Raw genomic sequence first — 16,077 nt, 5'->3', positions numbered from 1 at the left:
CTCCGTTTCAGTCGCACAGGGCATCCGTATGAGCTCGCAACGAGAGCAACATGGCGGACGGATTGACGATGGCAGCGTCGCCTTTCACAAGATGGTCGCAACGCCGGCTGCCACGGGAATTCGGCCAGGCTGTCCTCGGTCGGATCGACTTGACGCGGACGCGGATCTGCATCCCTGCGCGGGCCAAGCCGCTAAGCGGTCTCAGCTAATCAGCCTGAGTCATGCTTTCACAGACGCTTGACCTCGATGCCGTATTTCCTCAGCACGTAGCCAATCTGGCGCGGGGTCAGTCCAAGCAGGCGCGCCGCCTTTGCCTGCACCCAGCCACATCTTTCCATGGCAGCAATGACGCGCTCGGCGTCGGTGGTCCTCGCGCCCAATGAGTGGGTTGCTCCGGCAGGCGGGACTGTGGTGGCGGCCGAACGAGCGGCCGCATCCGGCGGCGTGGCCGGATTCACTGCCTCTGGGAGGATTGGCGCTGGTTGCAGCGCGGCCTTGCCCGATCTGCTCTTCCGCAGCGCCTCGGCAAAGCATTGGTCGTGGGAGCACGCAAAGTCGTTTCTCCCGATTGATCGTCCCTCCGCCAGGATCGCTGTCCGGTGCACGCAATTTTCAAGCTCGCGAATGTTGCCGGGAAATTCACATTTCATCAGTACTTCAATCGCACGCGCATCGAAGGTCAGCGTACGGCCGTTCTCATCGTTGAAATTCTTGAGAAACTCAGCTGCGAGGAGCGGAATATCGCTGCGCCTTTGGCGTAACGCCGGCACCAGCAAGGGAACCACGTTGATGCGATAATATAGGTCGGCGCGGAACTCATTCCTTGCAACCGCCTCTTCAAGGTTCCTGTTCGTGGCGGCAATCACGCGAACGTCGACCTTGATGGTCTGGTTGCTGCCGACGCGCTCAAACTCCTGCTCCTGCAGCACGCGCAGTAGCTTTGCCTGGAAGGAGGCCGAGATCTCGCCGATCTCATCCAGAAACAACGTCCCCTTGTCGGCGAGCTCAAAGCGACCCTTGCGGGAATTGAACGCGCTTGTGAAGGCACCCTTCTCATGACCGAACAATTCGGATTCCAGGACTGTCTCTGGCAGCGCTGCACAATTGAGTTTGATGAAGGGCCGCTTGGCGCGCGGCGACAACTCGTGAATTGCCTTGGCGACCAGCTCCTTCCCGGTACCGGATTCGCCTCGCAACAGAACCGTGGTCTTTGCCTTAGCTACCACCGCGATCTTCTCGAGCAGCGCGCTTAGCGCCGGACTATCGCCAATCATTCCCTTGACGTGAACCTTCTTGCGCTGCGGTGCAGGGTGCTTGACATCAGAGAATTGCGTTTGCAGCCGATCTTCCACCTCCGTCGGTCGTTCGCGGTCGCCCGCGGAGAAGCGGTGCAACTTGACTGTCTGTCCCACCATGTTGGCTATCATGGTGAGCAGCCGGACATCATAATCGAGCCGATACGTTGACCTGCTGTCCAAGGCGCGGTCGATAGTCAGCGTGCCTACGGCGTTCCCATCAACACGAATGGGAACGCCGATGAAGGACACGGTGTCGGAGGCCCCAAGCACCTCTATGTCAGCGGCAGTGAAGGCCGAATGCACCGCTATGTTCTCCGCGACGAGCGGCGTGTCCGTCGTCACAATCAGATCGATTGCCTTGCGCGGCAGGCGCATCCGGGAGCGCTCATCGCTGTTCTCGTCGCAGCCGGTGACTACGGTGGTGTCCAGTACGCCCTCAGCGTCGAAGAGAGCGATGATGCCGTGCCGCATCTGCACAAACGAGGGCAGGAGATCGACGACCTTGGCCAACGTGACTTCGAGCCGGGCGGGGTCGGTGAGTACTTTCGATATTTCGAAGATGCCGGTAAGCGCGTGCTCGTGCGATGGCACAAAAGGGACCGCGGTGTTCATCTCGGACTTTGGGTAAGCCCTTTTCGCATCCGGAAGCGAAATGCGGCACTCGCTGGCATTTTGTTCTAATTTGGGAATGTTGTGGTGCATATGATCCTCGATCTCGCGCCATGAAATGCATGCCGGCGGCATGTGCGCCCGCGACGTCGCGGGCAAGCGCGAAAATGCTCTGACGTGAACTCGTGCCACCGCCGTGTGGTCGAGTGCAAAGCGGGTCGACCCCTGACGCATCGCTTGGCTCTCCCTCCACGAAGCTTGGCCACGTTCTCGGCTTGCACGGGGGCAACCACACGTTGATTTTCAAAAGACTGGAGCGAGGCGGGATAGTCAATCGAGCTTTCTTTCATTCGTGAAAGGAAACCTCGCGGCCTATGATAGAATTCATCAGTTCTAATTTTTTGTCGGCGATGTTGAACGACAGAAATACGGCGCCGGCGATGCGGTGCCCGAGCGGCTGACCGCGCCGAGTATAAATTGCCGGGCCGTGCCATTCACCAGCGCCTGCGAACCAGGGGCGGGAGCGATAATCACTGCCGACGACACTGGTCGGTCGCGGCAACCGCCATTTCCGATATTGATGACGCAGATAAGGCGGCGGCGGCGCATGTGAAGGCGCGAAGCTGGCGGTCGAGCGCGGCTTTCTCGGCGGTGCTCGGAACTTCTGAACCGCATCGTCGCGGTCAGCACCAGCGGCGTCAATCCCTACGTCTCGACGTCGCTTTCAAGCTGTCGCTGCAGCGGCAGCGCGGCAAAGAACACGGCAATTCTCCGCTCTGGTGCCAGCGATGCGGCCCTTCCCAAAGTCGGCAAACCGAGGAGCCCACCACGATGTGCAGCAAAACCGCAAGCCAGAGAGATCGACCGGCAATCTGCCGGAGAACATCAAGCGCGTGCTGGACGGCGGCCTTGTCATTCCCGTCTTGTGCCACCGCATTCATCCCATCATTGGCGAGCCCAACGTCAGTTCAGGTCATGCGGATCCATTTGGCATGGGTATTGCGGCGGCGTTGGTGCAGCGTTCGACCGGAGCGCCGCGATAGGGAGAAGCCCGGGAGAAGTCACGCCACCTCGATCCGGTCAGGGAGAGAGAAACAGTGTCAGCTGCACAAGTCCGCGGCGCGAGTCCCGCGCCCCGCAAACCCTTCTATGCCAAGCTTTACGCGCAGGTGCTTGCCGCCATCGCCCTCGGCGTCGCAATTGGCTATTTCTATCCGGGAACCGGCGAGAGCCTGAAGCCGCTGGGTGATGCCTTCATCAAGCTGGTCAAGATGATCATCGCGCCTGTCATCTTCCTGACAATTGCGACCGGCATTGCCGGCATGAACGATCTTCACAAGGTCGGCCGGGTCGCCGGCAAGGCAATGGTCTATTTCCTCACCTTCTCGACGCTCGCGCTGATCGTCGGCCTGATCGTCGCCAATGTCGTCCAGCCTGGCGCCGGCCTCAACATCGATCCGGCCTCGCTCGATGTCCAGGCCGTGAATACCTATGCCGCAAAGGCCCACGAGCAGTCGGTCACCGGCTTCCTGATGAACATCATCCCGCCAACGATAGTCGGCGCCTTCGCGGAAGGCGACATCCTGCAGGTGCTGTTCTTCTCGGTTCTGTTCGGCATGGCGCTCGCGATGGCCGGAGAGACGGGCAAGCCTGTCGTTTCCTTCCTTCAGGCGCTCATCGCGCCTGTCTTCAAGCTCGTCGGCATTCTGATGAAAGCCGCGCCGATCGGCGCTTTCGGCGCAATGGCCTTCACCATCGGCAGATATGGCATCGGTTCGGTCGTCAACCTCGCGATGCTGGTCGCGACGTTCTATTTCACCGCCTTCCTCTTCGTGTTCGGGGTTCTCGGCGCGGTCTGCCGCTACAACGGCTTTTCGATCTGTTCTCTCATTCGCTACATCAAGGAAGAGCTGCTGCTTGTCCTCGCAACGTCCTCCTCGGAGGCCGCGCTCCCCTCGCTCATGCAGAAGATGGAGAAGGCGGGCGCCAGGCGTTCGGTTGTGGGTCTCGTCATCCCGGCCGGATATTCGTTCAATCTGGACGGCACGAATATCTACATGACCCTGGCGGCCCTCTTCATCGCGCAGGCGACGAACACGGATCTGTCAATCGGCGATCAGGTGCTGCTGCTGCTCGTTGCGATGCTTTCCTCCAAGGGCGCTGCAGGTGTAACAGGTGCGGGCTTCATCACCCTGGCTGCTACGCTCGCCGTAGTTCCGAGTGTTCCCGTTGCTGGGATGGCACTGATACTCGGCATCGACCGCTTCATGTCCGAATGCCGGGCGCTGACGAATTGCGTCGGCAACGCAGTGGCATCCCTCGTCGTTGCCCGCTGGGAAGGAGAATTGGACCGAGCGCAGATGAAAGCCGCCTTCTCCGGTCATCAGCTTGCCGAGGCATCAAACCGGCTATCCTCCGCCGAGTAAGGGCGACGCACCGCGACCGGTTTCGCCAAGCTGGTCACATGACCTGAACGATCGACTCGCAGGCTCTAAACGGCGCCTCACGGACCATGTATCAGAAGCGCTAAATGTGTGAGTGCAAATCGTCGCCGCCCTAAGCGAATGAACCTTCCGTTATACCCGGCCGGTCTACGTCTGGAGTAGTCCAATACGCTGTCGATCATTCAGTATGCGGGCGTCTTCACTTTGCCCACCCGAAACCATTGTCGAATCGCGCTAGGTGACAGAGAGCCAGCCTGCGTCAAAAACCAATCAGAATAGGACCCATGACCAAGCGCCCCACAATTGCCGATCTCGCCCGCGAAGCCCGAGTCAGCGTAGCAACGGTCGATCGGGTTCTGAACGCCCGCCATCCGGTGCGCGAGGAGACCGCGCGGCGGGTCCACGACGCCGCCCACGCGATCGGCTATCATGCTGCCGGGCTCATCAAGCAGCGCTTGCGGCGAGACCTACCGTGCTACCGTCTGGGCTTCATCTTGAGAAAACCGGCCCAGCATTTTTACCAAGACTTTGCGCGCGAGGTCGAAGCGTCGGTCAATTTGGCCCAGTCCTTCCACGGCATTCCGCTCATCCAATTCGCCCCGTCACATATGCCGAGCGACCTAATCGCACCGCTCAAGGATTTGGGCGCACGCTGCCATGCGATCGCGATGGTGGCACCGGACCACCCAAAAATTACAGCAGCGGTTGAGGACCTCAAGGCCAAAGGCATTCCGGTTTTCTCGCTGCTTTCCGACTTCGCCGCCGGCGTGCGACAGGGCTATATCGGCCTCAACAACCGCAAGGTGGGGCGCACGGCCGCTTGGATGGTGTCCAAGGTCGCAAAACGGCCCGGCAAGGTGGCGGTGTTTGTCGGTAGCCATCGTTTCCAGGGGCACGAGCTCCGTGACGTCGGCTTTCGCTCCTATTGCCGTGAGAACGCGCCGACGTTCGAGGTGCTCGATCCGCTTGTGAACCTGGAGAAACGGCAGGTCACCTACGAGGCAACGCTTGATCTCATGCAGCGGGAACCCGAGCTCGTCGGCTTCTATGTCGCCGGGGGCGGCATGGAGGGCGCCATCTCCGCGGTCCGGGAAGAGGGTAAAAGTCGCGATCTCGTCGCGATCGTGAATGAAATCACGCCGGAATCTCGGGCGGCACTCGCTGATAACATCATCACGATGGCGGTCGCCACGCCAATGCGCCGGCTTTCCCAGGAGCTGATAACGCTGATGACGCGGGCTATCGAGACCGGCACTGCTGAAACACCAGGACAGACATTCCTGCCGTTCGATATTCATCTGCCGGAAAATATATGAAACTGATGGCTTCTATCGTAAGCGGGGAAGTTTCCTTTCATAAATGAGAGAAAGTTGATTGATGATCCCATCCACGCGGGGTAGCCGCACCCCACAGGCCTCAGCCGCGGCCCAGGATGAAGCGCCAATTGGTGAACGGATCGGCCACGCGTTCAGGCGGAAGCGCGAGGTCGCGACCGGCTTCATTGCCAACATCTCGACGTTGTCGGTCCAGGGCGGTGTCGTCAAGGATGCCTCACGCCAGTAGCCGAGCGAGGCCGGCACAGTCCATTGGGATTGACCTCGTCGACCGGCATCTCCTCGCCTGGCCGCGCGTGAAAAGCCGCGGCAAGGCCGGCAAAGTTGGCATTTGAGTGGGGCTAGACATCTTCTGGGACTTCGCACGCGAAATCGGAGGCGGCAGTCAACTCAGCACCAACCCGGGCATGTGTTCTGCTCGTTCCTGGCCCTCGTACTCAGCAAGGAACTCGCCGCTCTGCCGAGCCAAAGGCCTGACGCCCGAATGGCAACCGCTCCTACGCGATCGCGACCGCCTCCGGGAAGCCCGAGACGCTCAATAGCTTTCAAGCAAAGGCGCCAGGCGAGATGCCTCCTGCAACATCATTTCCCGCATCCACAGGCTTGCCGGATCAGTATTGTGAAGCGCGGGCCATTGGACGGCCTCCGTGAATGCGGGATGAGGAAGTGGCGGCGGAAGTTCGACGATCCGCAGGGGTGTTGTTTTTGCGAAATGCTGCGCCAGCCGTAAGGGCATGGTCCCGATGCGGTTGGTGCCTGATAGGACGGGCGCGATCAGGCTAAAGCCCTGTACGACGACCTCGATACGTCTCTCGAAACCGTGCTCGAGCAAATACCACTCCTCCATGGTGGGCTGCCGGGTGTGCCTGAATTTGAGCACGACATGCCCCATCGACAAGTATCGCTCGAATGTAAGTGGCTCTGACAGCTGCTTGTTCGTGCCGCAGCCTACGCATACGAGCATATCTTCGAACAGGGCTGCGCGAGGATGTTTCGACATGAACACTTCCGGCATAATCAGAAAATCAACGTCGCCGCGCCGGAGAAGCTCCTCGGGGTCGTCGCAAATAGGCAGACATTCGAAGCGGACGGCGGGAGCTTCCCGCGCAGTACGCTCTACGATCCTCTTAAAAAGCACGAGCGTGAGGTAATCGGAAAGCATGATTCGGAAGAGACGATCCGATTGGGCTGGGTTAAAGGCGTCGGAGGAAATAATCGATAGCTGGATGTGCAGCAATGCGTCCCGGACTGCTGGGGCAAGCCCCTCCGCGCGCGGTGTCAAAATGAGCTCGCGGCCGTTCATCGTAAATAGCTCATTGCTGAAGTAGGCGCGTAACCGAGCGACGGCGGCGCTCATGGCCGGCTGGCTCAGGTTAATACTGTTGGCCGCGGCAGTGACTTTACGCTCCCTGATCAGAGCGTCCAGCACAACGAGGAGATTCAGATCCAGCCCCTTAAACCGCATATCCTGATCTATCCAGCGTGTGGATGGGCATCATCTAAACAATCAATTTTACGAATTTACGAACCATGCATTAGAGGAACGTAAATGACCGACGTCAAGCTCAAATCGACGGCGCCGCGACGGGCGGGAACATCGAGAGAGCTCATTGGCGAGCCCCACCGGCTGGCTCACCTTCGCTAACGACAACGGTTGAGTGCAGCCAACAACGCCGCCGCTTTGGCCGGGTAATGCGGCCCGCAAGAAACTATTTTGAAGAGAGGTCCTGAATGCGCCCTCAGGTGCAGTGGAAATTGTGCTGGGAAAACGAGTTGCAGCTCTCGGACCACGTCGAGCTCGCCCAGTTCTTTCGTAATACCTACGGGCCGACTGGGGCGTCCAACGCAGAACCGTTCGAAGGTAGTCGAAGCTGGGCCGGCGCCAGGCCTGAACTCCGCGCAATCGCCTATGATTCGAACGGTGTAGCGGCTCACATGGGCATACTGCGCCGTTTCATCAAGGTTGACGCGGTCGATCTGTTGGTGGCTGAGCTGGGCCTGTACGGGGTACGTCCGGATCTTGAGAGTCTCGGAATCGCCCATTCAATCCATGTCGTGCTTCCAATACTGCAGGAGCTTGGCGTTCCATTCGCTTTCGGAACCGTCCGGCACGCGCTGCGGAATCATGTTGAGAGGTTCGGGCGGCGATACAGCCCTTTGGCCGTCTTGTCGGGAATTCGCGTGCGCTCCACCCGACCAGAGGCGCGCCTCGACCTGCCGCCCACACGCATTGATGACGCACTCACCATTGTTCTGCCAGTTGGACGGCCGATCAGCGAATGGCCCACGGGCACGATGATCGATCGGAACGGACCAGAGCTATGAGCCGTCCCGATTGCTTGTACGAAGTGCGCCGTGAGTGCTCTGACGGCACCGGCCGTCGCAGCGTTTATCTGACGTTTGACGACGGTCCCAATCCACTTTTCACACCGGAGATTCTGGATGTGCTGGCAGAGCAGCGGGTGCCGGCGACTTTCTTCGTCATCGGCGCCTACGCCTTAGAGCACCCGGATCTAATCCAACGAATGTTTGCAGAAGGGCACGAGCTAGGCAACCACACGATGACTCATCCGGATCTGTACAAATGCGGCTTCGGCGAAGTGCAACGTGAGATCTTTGAAGCGAACGGCGCCATCATGAGGGCGTGCCCTCAGGCCTCGGTGCGCTATATTCGCGCGCCCTACGGGGCCTGGAGCGAAGAAGTCTTCACAGCGTCACAGATCGCCGGGCTGACGGCCCTCCATTGGTCCGTCGACCCTCGAGATTGGTCTCGCCCTGGGGTCGACGCGATTATCGATACCGTGCTCGCCTCTGTCCGGCCGGGCGCAATCGTACTCTTGCACGACGGATGCCCTCCCGGCGAGTTGAGCCAGGGCGCTCACGCCGGTCTGCGCGACCAGACGGTCACGGCGCTGTCCCGGCTGATTCCAGCACTTCATGAGCGCGGATTTGTAATCCGCTCACTTCCTCAACATCACTGAACAAACGAGATCCCATGACTCTTCTTGGTACAACCAGCACTGTGGCCATTTCGCTTTATGCACTGCTCTCGACTGCTTATAAGAGCATGCAGGGGATTTATGCTCTGCCGACAAACGACTCATCGGCGTTGGAGGATCTCGTCGGCTCCGATCAACTGCCCAGCGTGGATGTCATCGTCCCCTGCTTCAACGAGGATCCGCGCACGCTTTCAGAGTGCCTGGCGTCCATTGCAGACCAAGAATACGCCGGAAGACTTCGGGTCTATGTGGTTGATGACGGTTCTGGAAATCGCGAAGCCGTAGGAACTGTCCACGAAACCTACGCGCGCGACCCTAGGTTCGACATCATTTTGCTTCCCGAGAATGTTGGAAAGCGCAAGGCGCAGATCGCCGCGATACGCCGCTCATCCGGGGATTTGGTGCTTAACGTTGATTCAGACACGATACTCGCGTCCGACGTCATCACCAAGCTTGTACCGAAGATGCGAGATCCAGCGGTCGGCGCAGTCATGGGTCAGTTGATTGCCAGTAACCGGAGCGAGAGCTGGCTGACAAGGCTGATAGACATGGAGTACTGGCTGGCTTGCAACGAGGAGCGCGCGGCACAGGCTCGCTTCGGTGCCGTTATGTGCTGTTGCGGCCCATGTGCCATGTACCGCCGGTCTGCGCTCCTTTTGTTACTGGACCAGTACGAGTCGCAATTTTTTCGGGGCAAGCCAAGCGACTTCGGGGAGGATCGCCATCTCACTATCCTCATGCTGAAAGCAGGCTTTCGAACCGAGTACGTTCCGGGCGCCATCGCGGCCACAGTCGTTCCGAACAGACTCGGACCGTATCTGCGCCAACAACTCCGTTGGGCACGAAGCACATTCCGGGACACGCTGCTTGGGCTGCGCTTGCTGCCCGGCCTCAATAGCTATCTCACGTTGGACGTGGTCGGACAGAATCTCGGGCCGCTACTCCTCGCCCTATCGGTACTAACGGGCCTCGCACATTTCGCACTGACAGGCACTGTGCCTTGGTGGACAGGACTGATGATTGTGTCCATGACCATGCTCCGATGCTGCGTGGTAGCATTTCGTGCTCGACAGTTTCGATTTCTGGGCTTTTCCCTGCACACGTTCATCAACATCTTTCTCTTACTTCCCTTGAAGGCCTACGCGCTGTGTACATTGAGCAATAGCGATTGGCTGTCGCGAAGCTCTGCTGTCGCTACATCGAACACTGGGGGAAAACAGGCCCCCACCCAAACTCCGATCACTGGATCAAGCAGGGCAGAATTCTCGCCGCATGCGGCTCCGCTTCGCAGGCTCAATCTTGCGCGGATTCTTCGGGATTAGCGCTGTCGAGCAACATCTGCGGCGACGAGTGATCGCTAATTACCTAGGTGGACGAGAGGTGGACGAGTTTGACCCAGAACATGAATCATCAGTTGCTCGATCGGGAATTGGCCGCAGACGATCCGTGGCGCCTCGACGGCAATCCGTTCGAGCGGGAGCGCCACACGCAAATGCTCCAGCTGGCGCTTGCCCAAGGCTCCATTACAAATGCCCTCGAAGTCGGGTGCGCTGCCGGCGCATTCACGGAAAAATTAGCTCCCAACTGCCAAGGGCTCACCGTCATCGATGTCGTGGCGCAAGCGATTGCTCGAGCACGTCAACGGATAAAGGAGCCGTCGCGCATCAACTGGATAGTCTCCGATGTTCAACAGTTTTCGACCGACGAGTTGTTTGACCTGATCGTTGTGGCGGAGGTCCTATACTACCTCGAAGACATAGCCGAGATGCGCGCGGCCGTCAAAAACCTGGTGCGGGTGCTTGCGCCAGGCGGGCATCTGATCTTCGGATCGGCAAGGGATGCTAATTGCCGTCGCTGGGGTCACGCCGCTGGTGCTGAGCCGGTCATCGCCATGCTGAACGAAACGTTGATCGAGGTAGAGCGTCTTGAGTGTCGGGGCGAGTCGGTCAACGAAGACTGCTTGCTCGTCCGTTTCCGGAACCCGCTTTCCGCTTCCTGATCAATCGAATCTATCGCCGTTAACGTGGAGACACTATGCGCATCTCTGGTACCAAGCTGACCCATGATGGGGCGATCGCCCTTGTCGAGGATGGACGGCTCGTCTTCTGCGTTGAGCAGGAAAAGCGGCACAACAATCCGCGTTATCAAACCATCGATAATCTCGACGCAATTGTCGCCGCTTTGGCGGAACAGGGGCTAAATCCTTGTGATGTCGATCAGTTCGTTATCGACGGCTGGGATGGCGAAGACGAGTCACAGTTTCAGGTCCGGCAGGCAACCAAGCAACCGCCAGTCTTGGCGTCCCTCTCGGTAAAATGAACCCATGTCCATGGTAGCGATCGATCTTACTGACGTAAGCAAAACTTATGACAAGCTCGTTGTCGACAGACTGTCGTTCCGCGTTGCGGCGGGGGAATGCTTCGGGCTCCTGGGACCGAACGGTGCGGGCAAAAGCACGATTGCGCGTATGGTCCTCGGCATGACATCGCCTGATGCGGGGAAGATTACTGTGCTCGGCGCTCCAGTGCCGGCGCGCGCGCGTTTGGCACGTATGCGCATCGGCGTGGTCCCGCAGTTCGACAATCTTGATACCGCGTTCACTGTACGCGAGAACCTGTTGGTGTTCGGGCGCTACTTCCGGATGAGCAGACGCCAGATCGAAGCGGTCATACCATCGCTGCTTGAGTTCGCCCGCCTCGAGAACAAAGCGGATGCGCGCGTCGCCGAACTGTCCGGCGGCATGAAGCGGCGCCTGACGCTCGCGCGTGCGCTGATCAATGACCCGCACTTGCTGGTGATGGACGAGCCGACCACCGGCCTCGATCCGCAGGCCCGCCACCTGATCTGGGAACGGCTGCGATCGCTGCTGGCGCGGGGCAAGACTATTCTTTTGACTACCCATTTCATGGAAGAGGCCGAGCGGCTGTGCGATCGGCTGTGCGTTATGGAGGAGGGGCGCAAGATCGCCGAAGGCCGCCCGTCCGCACTCATTGACGAGCAGATCGGCTGTGACGTGGTCGAGGTCTACGGCGGCAATCCGCATGAACTGGGTGCGCTGATCCGGCCGTACGCACAGCGCATCGAGGTGAGCGGTGAGACGCTTTTTTGCTATGCACCCGATCCGGAGCAGGTGCTGGTGCAGCTACGCGGGCGCGCGGGTCTGCGCCTTCTGCAGCGTCCCCCCAATCTCGAGGATGTGTTCTTGCGGCTAACCGGGCGCGAGATGGAGGACTGAACAATGGGCGAACGTTATGCGGCGGCCATGCCCGCCAATGCGTGGAATTGGGTCGCGGTTTGGCGCCGCAACTATCTTGGATGGAAGAAAATCGGGCTTGCATCGGTTCTCGGCAACCTCGCCGATCCGATGATCTATCTGTTCGGTCTCGGCTTTGGCATCGGAACAATGATAGGTCCTGTTGAGGGCACTTCGTACATTGCGTTTCTCGCGGCTGGCATGGTTGCCACAAGCGCGATGGCATCGGCGACTGCTGAAACGGTTTACGGGAGTTTCGGCCGCATGGACAACCAGCGCACCTGGGAAGGAATGCTATGCACTCAGCTGACGCTCGGCGATATCTTACTCGGCGAATTGGCGTGGGCAGCCACCAAGGCCCTGATGGCGGGCACAGCAATCACTATTGTTGCCACCACGCTCGGCTACACATCGTGGCCATCCATCCTCTGCTTGCTGCCAGTCATCGCTCTCAGTGGCCTCGCCTTCGCGAGTCTAGCGATGGTCGTCACGGCGCTTGCGCCCAGTTATGAATATTTCATATTTTATAATACGCTTGTTATAACACCCATGCTGTTCCTTTGCGGCGCGATGTTTCCGGTCAACCAATTGCCCGGCGCTTTTCAGGACGTCGCCTCCTTGTTGCCGCTCGCACATGCAATTGACCTCATTCGTCCGGCGATGCTTGGCCGTCCGGCCGCCAGCATGGGCCTGCATATCGGCGCGCTTTGCATATACACGGTTTTGCCGTTCTTCCTATCGGTTGCTCTATTTCGTCGTCGGCTGATGCGTTGACGCTACTCACCATTCGTAAAATTGATTCTTTGGGCGATACCCATCCACGCGTCGGATAGGTCAATACATGCGTTTTAAGGGACTCGATCTAAATCTCCTGGTTGTGCTGGACGCTTTGATCAGGGAGCGTAAAGTCACCGCCGCGGCCCGCAGTATTAACCTGAGTCAGCCGGCCATGAGCGCCGCCGTCGGTCGGTTACGCGCCTATTTCAGCGATGAGCTATTTACGATGAACGGCCGCGAACTCATTTTGACACCGCGCGCGGAGGGGCTCGCCACAGCAGTCCGGGAGGCATTGCTGCACATCCAGCTGTCGATTATTTCCTGGGACGCCTTTAACCCGGCCCGATCGGATCGTCGCTTCCGCATCATCCTTTCCGATTACCTCACGCTCGTATTTTTTAAGAAGATCGTAAAGCGTGCTGCGCGGGAAGCTCCCGCCGTCCGCTTCGAATGTCTGCTTATTTCCGACGACCCCGAGGAGCTTCTCCGGCGCGGCGACGTTGATTTTCTGATTATGCCGGAAGTGTTCATGTCGAAACATCCTCGCGCAGCCCTGTTCGAAGATATGCTCGTATGCGTAGGCTGCGGCACGAACAAGCAGCTGTCAGAGCCACTTACATTCGACCGATACTTGTCGATGGGGCAGGTTGTGCTTAAATTCGGGGACACCCGGCAGCCCTCCATCGAGGAATGGTATTTGCTCGAGAACGGTTTCGAGAGACGTATCGAGGTCGTCGTACAGGGCTTTAGCATGATCCCGCCCCTTCTATCAGGCACCAACCGCATCGGGACAATGCCCTTACGGCTGGCGCAGCATTTCGCAAAATTAACACCCCTGCGGATTGTCGAACTTCCGCCGCCACTTCCTGCCGCATTCACGGAGGCCGTCCAATGGCCTGCGCTTCACAATAATGATCCGGCAAGCCTATGGATGCGGGAAATGATGTTGCAGGAGGCATCTCGTATGATTACCCCGCCTAAGAGCACCGGACGTCTCAGTTGTCGGTCGAATTGAGAAACCGACCCCCTCGGTTATGAGAGGAGGCATGGATGGCGATTGGGATTGGGCGATTCCCGCATTGTCGAGAACGATGCAGGGAGAGCAGATCCTTCAGCATGAAGAGGTGGCAGCGATGCTGCGGCTGCATGAGCTTGGCTGGGGAATGAACCGACGGGCGAAAGAATTCGGGTGCGCGCGCAACACGGTGCCTCGGTATCTAAGCGAGGGCGGGACTGTTCCGTTTCGCAAGCCTGTGCGGCCGACCGCGTTTGACGGACTGGACCATTGGCTGCGGGAGCGCTTCTTCCCCCATGGCTCGGGCTGGATGACGATCTCGACCCGCTCCAGATGCGCCGGGAACGCCTTGCGCGGTCGCGCAGCACGTCGCGGCTCGCCTGTCGGTCTTGCGGCCTCGAGCTCGGACTCAATCGCGCCGAGCCCGGTCTGGATTTCGTCGAAGGCGAAGGCCTGCTGGTCACGTTCGAGCTTCTCGGAGCTGCGACCGAAGCGGCGCGCTCCAGCTGCTTGACGATCCCATGAAGGTCGGCGATCCGCTCCTGGGCAGGCTCGTTGAGTGTCGCCATCCGGACGATCTCGGCCTTGAGTGTTTCGCTCCGGAGTTGTTGCAGTTCGGCCTTCTCCGCCGCCATGGCGACGAACATCGCCTTGAGCGTATCGATTTCCTGGGGACGGGCCGAAGCGCTTCTCGTCATGACGCCGACAGAAGCTTATTGTGCACGGCCTGAAGCCCGCCTTTTGCGCCTGAGTCACTTCGCCACCGCCTTCCGGCCGGACGCCGTCGCCGTTCGGCTCGAACGCGTGTCCAGTCCATGCCTTCGACGAGCGCCATCAGTTTCGGCGCGGCAAGCCGATCACGCCGTTCTCCGCCAGCGGAACTTGTCCTCGTCCAGCGCTCACGGTGCGGGTATGCCGGCGTCGAGCAGACAGAGAGACGTTTGGGGCCCAACCAGGACGGCCCCGTTACGAAGTGTTGTCCTGGTCCGGTTTGAGTGTCGAATCTTCAGATCGATTGCTTGGGCGACCAGCTTCCCGGCCGCCAGCGAGCCCGCAACTGCTCAGCAGAAGGGCGAAGTGAACGTGAGTGCATCCATCTCGTAAATGTGTGTCTATCCAAGCAATCGATTTCTCTAATTATCCGATGAGGAATATGAAACGCGTCAGGCAGGGTGCATCATTAGGAGTATTTTTGATGGCAAAGATTATCGAGGGTGGCCCGGATTCCGAAACACTCCTCGGCACCGAGCTTGAAGATTGGATGGAGGGTTTCCAGGGCAATGACTGGATTGACGGTCGTGCCGGCAACGACGAGATCTCGGCTGGCCAGGGCAGTGACCGAGCCATTGGCGGCAAGGGTAACGACCGCATCTTCGGCGGAGATGGCTGGGACGATCTCTCCGGCGACAACGGCCGCTTCAACGCGCGCATCTCCGGTGAGGACAATGACAGGCTCAGCGGCGGTCCCGGCCAGGATGTCCTCTACGTGGGTGACGGCCAGGATAGGTTGACCGGGGGCACCGACAATGACACGTTCGTGTTCCAGTTCCACAATCCGGTGCCTGGGGTCGACCCGAGTGTCGGGTCGAAGCCGGACATTACCACTATCACCGATTTCAACCCGGCGGAGGACAAGTTCGCCTTCGATGCGGTGGGCCTCTACAACGACGGTTTTGGCGCGAACTTCGTCAACAACGCCAGCATACAGTCCGGCTACCCGGTGAGCAGCTTCTACAGTGGTGCGGCCTCGGGTGCGAACGGCGAACACGTCGTAGTAATCACTGGCGAATCTTTCAACTCTGCTTCTGAAGCCGCGAGTGCGATCTCCGGCGAGCACGCCGGCGACATCATTGTCTACCAAAGCAGCTACACCGACAGAGTCGCAACTCTGGCCTATGTCACCGCCGACAACAGCGCGCATGAGTTCGCCCACCTGGGCGGTGTGGTCACCGTGGCCGACCTAGGCCTGACCGCGTCGGACTTCACCTTCGTTTGATCCAGAAAACCCATACGGAACAGCGCCCCGCCCCCCTGGGCGGGCGCTTTCCGTTTCCGCTACTTGCGATGGGCCGGGGCGCCCGGGAGCAGTCGCAGCGTGTACAGCTTGACGAAGCCCTGCACGTCGCGCTGGTCGTACACCGAAATCTCCCTGAAGGCGTGGAGGCGGAAGCCTGTTCGGGCCCTTGCGGCCGGCCACGATGACGTTGCCCTTCCAAACCTTCAGCCGGACGGTGTTGTTGTTGACCCGCTCCACTAGATGCCAAACCAAACACATTCGGTGGGAGCACTGATCCTGAATCAGCGAGCGGATGCAGTCGGTTGCCGCTCGGGGAGCAATATAGGGAGCT

General features: G+C 59.4%; 15 protein-coding genes and 3 pseudogenes. 14 read left to right on the top strand and 4 right to left on the bottom strand.

Annotated elements, in window-relative coordinates; genetic code table 11:
• Window positions 1-227: 227 nt before the first annotated feature.
• Both nifA and NKH01_RS18870 read right to left on the bottom strand, forming a co-directional pair.
• A complete protein-coding gene (nifA, locus tag NKH01_RS18875; RefSeq protein WP_502912654.1) occupies window positions 228-2,000 on the bottom strand; it encodes a nif-specific transcriptional activator NifA in 1,773 nt (590 codons plus the stop codon).
• 253 nt (window positions 2,001-2,253) lie between these two features.
• On the bottom strand, window positions 2,254-2,469 hold the full coding sequence (locus tag NKH01_RS18870; protein WP_352457032.1) for a hypothetical protein: 216 nt from the start codon (window positions 2,467-2,469) through the stop codon (window positions 2,254-2,256).
• Window positions 2,470-2,740: 271 nt separating this feature from the next.
• Between NKH01_RS18870 and NKH01_RS18865 the strand changes: the two genes are divergently transcribed.
• From NKH01_RS18865 to NKH01_RS18850, 4 genes are all read left to right on the top strand, one after another.
• Window positions 2,741-2,950, top strand: a complete 210-nt coding sequence (locus NKH01_RS18865; RefSeq protein ID WP_156937379.1) for a hypothetical protein — start codon at window positions 2,741-2,743, stop codon at window positions 2,948-2,950.
• A 54-nt stretch (window positions 2,951-3,004) separates the two neighbouring features.
• Complete coding sequence (locus NKH01_RS18860) at window positions 3,005-4,333, top strand: dicarboxylate/amino acid:cation symporter (protein ID WP_352591359.1); 1,329 nt, start codon at window positions 3,005-3,007, stop codon at window positions 4,331-4,333.
• 302 nt (window positions 4,334-4,635) lie between these two features.
• On the top strand, window positions 4,636-5,667 hold the full coding sequence (locus NKH01_RS18855) for a LacI family DNA-binding transcriptional regulator (protein WP_023678260.1): 1,032 nt from the start codon (window positions 4,636-4,638) through the stop codon (window positions 5,665-5,667).
• Window positions 5,668-5,728: 61 nt separating this feature from the next.
• A complete protein-coding gene (locus NKH01_RS18850) occupies window positions 5,729-5,914 on the top strand; it encodes a hypothetical protein (protein ID WP_352591356.1) in 186 nt (61 codons plus the stop codon).
• Window positions 5,915-6,220: 306 nt separating this feature from the next.
• On the opposite strand, the gene NKH01_RS18845 is transcribed toward NKH01_RS18850, so the two are convergent.
• Window positions 6,221-7,150 carry a LysR family transcriptional regulator gene (locus NKH01_RS18845; RefSeq protein ID WP_352591353.1) on the bottom strand — a complete coding sequence of 310 codons (930 nt, stop codon included), beginning with the start codon at window positions 7,148-7,150 and terminating at the stop codon, window positions 6,221-6,223.
• Window positions 7,151-7,416: 266 nt separating this feature from the next.
• On the opposite strand from NKH01_RS18845, the gene NKH01_RS18840 reads away from it, so the two are divergent.
• From NKH01_RS18840 to NKH01_RS18800, 9 genes and pseudogenes are all read left to right on the top strand, one after another.
• Window positions 7,417-8,010: a NodA family N-acyltransferase gene (locus NKH01_RS18840; protein ID WP_352483781.1), complete on the top strand. Its 594-nt coding sequence runs from the start codon at window positions 7,417-7,419 to the stop codon at window positions 8,008-8,010.
• Window positions 8,007-8,666, top strand: a complete 660-nt coding sequence (nodB, locus tag NKH01_RS18835) for a chitooligosaccharide deacetylase NodB (RefSeq protein ID WP_352457035.1) — start codon at window positions 8,007-8,009, stop codon at window positions 8,664-8,666. Before NKH01_RS18840 ends, nodB begins: the two co-directional genes overlap by 4 nt.
• 14 nt (window positions 8,667-8,680) lie before the next feature.
• Window positions 8,681-10,006, top strand: a complete 1,326-nt coding sequence (gene nodC, locus NKH01_RS18830; RefSeq protein WP_352457036.1) for a chitooligosaccharide synthase NodC — start codon at window positions 8,681-8,683, stop codon at window positions 10,004-10,006.
• A gap of 80 nt (window positions 10,007-10,086) precedes the next feature.
• Complete coding sequence (nodS, locus tag NKH01_RS18825) at window positions 10,087-10,683, top strand: nodulation methyltransferase NodS (RefSeq protein ID WP_031194123.1); 597 nt, start codon at window positions 10,087-10,089, stop codon at window positions 10,681-10,683.
• Window positions 10,684-10,718: 35 nt separating this feature from the next.
• Window positions 10,719-10,964, top strand: a pseudogene (locus tag NKH01_RS18820) (carbamoyltransferase N-terminal domain-containing protein); the annotation flags it as partial.
• A 43-nt stretch (window positions 10,965-11,007) separates the two neighbouring features.
• Complete coding sequence (gene nodI / locus NKH01_RS18815) at window positions 11,008-11,919, top strand: nodulation factor ABC transporter ATP-binding protein NodI (RefSeq protein ID WP_023719311.1); 912 nt, start codon at window positions 11,008-11,010, stop codon at window positions 11,917-11,919.
• A gap of 3 nt (window positions 11,920-11,922) precedes the next feature.
• Window positions 11,923-12,711 carry an ABC transporter permease gene (locus tag NKH01_RS18810; RefSeq protein ID WP_353021642.1) on the top strand — a complete coding sequence of 263 codons (789 nt, stop codon included), beginning with the start codon at window positions 11,923-11,925 and terminating at the stop codon, window positions 12,709-12,711.
• 67 nt (window positions 12,712-12,778) lie between these two features.
• Window positions 12,779-13,729 (top strand): LysR family transcriptional regulator, encoded by a 951-nt coding sequence (locus tag NKH01_RS18805; RefSeq protein WP_352548199.1) that lies wholly within the window; start codon window positions 12,779-12,781, stop codon window positions 13,727-13,729.
• A gap of 31 nt (window positions 13,730-13,760) precedes the next feature.
• A pseudogene (locus NKH01_RS18800) lies at window positions 13,761-14,027 on the top strand (hypothetical protein); the annotation flags it as partial.
• 77 nt (window positions 14,028-14,104) lie between these two features.
• Here the strand turns inward: NKH01_RS18800 and NKH01_RS18795 are convergent.
• A pseudogene (locus NKH01_RS18795) lies at window positions 14,105-14,485 on the bottom strand (transposase domain-containing protein); the annotation flags it as partial.
• Between the two features lie 439 nt (window positions 14,486-14,924).
• On the opposite strand from NKH01_RS18795, the gene NKH01_RS18790 reads away from it, so the two are divergent.
• A complete protein-coding gene (locus tag NKH01_RS18790; protein ID WP_352466671.1) occupies window positions 14,925-15,725 on the top strand; it encodes a M10 family metallopeptidase C-terminal domain-containing protein in 801 nt (266 codons plus the stop codon).
• The last annotated feature ends 352 nt before the right edge of the window (window positions 15,726-16,077 follow it).

Source organism: Mesorhizobium sp. M1403, from assembly GCF_040317695.1.
In the GTDB taxonomy this organism is placed as follows: domain Bacteria; phylum Pseudomonadota; class Alphaproteobacteria; order Rhizobiales; family Rhizobiaceae; genus Mesorhizobium.
This window is presented reverse-complemented; position numbering and strand designations above follow the sequence as displayed.